This window comes from Bacillus haikouensis, from assembly GCF_013179555.1.
Classification (GTDB): Bacteria; Bacillota; Bacilli; order Bacillales; family Bacillaceae_B; genus Rossellomorea; species Rossellomorea haikouensis_A.
In genome coordinates, this window is the sequence record NZ_JABMCR010000517.1 from 1 (window position 1) to 1501 (window position 1501).

Here is a 1501-nt window from a genome sequence, read left to right on the forward strand (position 1 = left end):
AGTTGGCGTTTTTTCCACTTTAAAATCACATCATCGTTTTACATTTGCGGCTATGCTGGACACCCGTTTTCCTAGCCCTGAAGAAAAATTCACTGATTTCATTCAGGTATATGAAGCTCTTGTTGAAGAGGGCTTTTCAAGAGGCACCTATACGTATATTGCCGCTATGGTTGTCATCACCGAAGAAGGAAACAGCGCTGAGCTGGCATCTCGTGCAATGAATGTTTATAAGGAGATGAGGCAGAATCATTTCTTTTTAACAGGGCAAAGTGACTATCCGCTGGCCATGCTGCTGGCTCAAAGGGAACAGAATACAGCTGCCATTGTGGATCACATTGAATCCCTCTACGAAAAGCTGAATCAGTCCGGTTTTTATAAAGGGAACGATTTGCAGACGATGAGTCATATCTTATCGCTTGTGGAGGATGTCTCTCTCGATGAATTAGTGACTCGAAGTACAGAACTGTTTGATACGTTAAAAGAAGAAGGTATCCGGCCGAAATCAAGGTTCTATCCACAGATTGCGATGCTTGCTTTTATGAAAAATGGTAAAGAACAGATTACACAGGTGAAGGAAATCCTTGAGAGTCTTAACAGCGACAAACTGTTCAAGTGGCAGAAGGACATTAATTTCATGATGGCGGTCACCTTGCACCTCTCTGACCAGATGGAAAACTCCTCCCTTCTGCATACAAATCTGTCGACGACCATCGAAGCACTCATTCAAGCACAGCAGGCTGCTTCAGTGGCAGCGATTGCAGGTGCTGCAGCTGCAACCAGCAGCGGGGAATGATAGTCAGGGACGGGTCTTTAGGATGTTAATGGCCGTCCCTTGTTGCGTTCAATTGTGATAGTATGAGAAAAAAGAATATGGTTTTGTACTGGGGGGTTAAAATATGCGGATTCGAGTTTCAGATGATTTAGAACGGGCGATTGAGATGTTTTCTTCTGCTGAAGAAGAGTCTTTGGAGGTTTATGATGAGAAAGGTAAAACGATTGGCACCTTAACGCTGGACGATATGAAGGAAATCTTTCAGGAGGTACAATCGCATCAATCAGTAGGAGAAATCATACAGAAGTTTTCAAACGGCCGGCATACCTCTCAAAAAAGGACAAGAATCAAGGATGAGTATAGCGAGCTGCTTGAGAATGATGTTTTCACGGACATCATCAATTCCCTCTATGACGGGGTATTTATTACAGACGGGTATGGCATTACGGTAAAAATAAATACGGCGTATGAGCGGATTACGAACCTGAAACCTGAGCAGCTGATCGGTTATCATATGGAGGAAATTATTAAGGAAGGCTATATCTCAAAATCTGCTTCGATTCAGGTAATCAAAGAAAAAAAGCCCGTCACACTCATGCAGACTATTCATAACGGACGAAAAATCATTGTTTCGGGAACCCCTATTTTCAATGAAAAAAAGGAAATTCTTTATGTCATCAACAGCGTAAGGGATATCACTGAACTGTTGAAACTCAAGCTCAGGATTGA

Annotated in this window: 2 protein-coding genes; both read left to right on the forward strand. The window is 42.6% G+C overall.

Translation table 11 applies throughout. The features are described 5' to 3' along the window. A partial coding sequence (locus HP456_RS23825) for a DUF4003 family protein (protein ID WP_172255641.1) occupies nucleotides 1-793 on the forward strand: 793 nt, incomplete at its 5' end. 103 nt (nucleotides 794-896) lie between these two features. Further along, on the forward strand, nucleotides 897-1501 hold a 605-nt coding region (locus tag HP456_RS23830; RefSeq protein WP_172255643.1), incomplete at its 3' end, for a CBS domain-containing protein.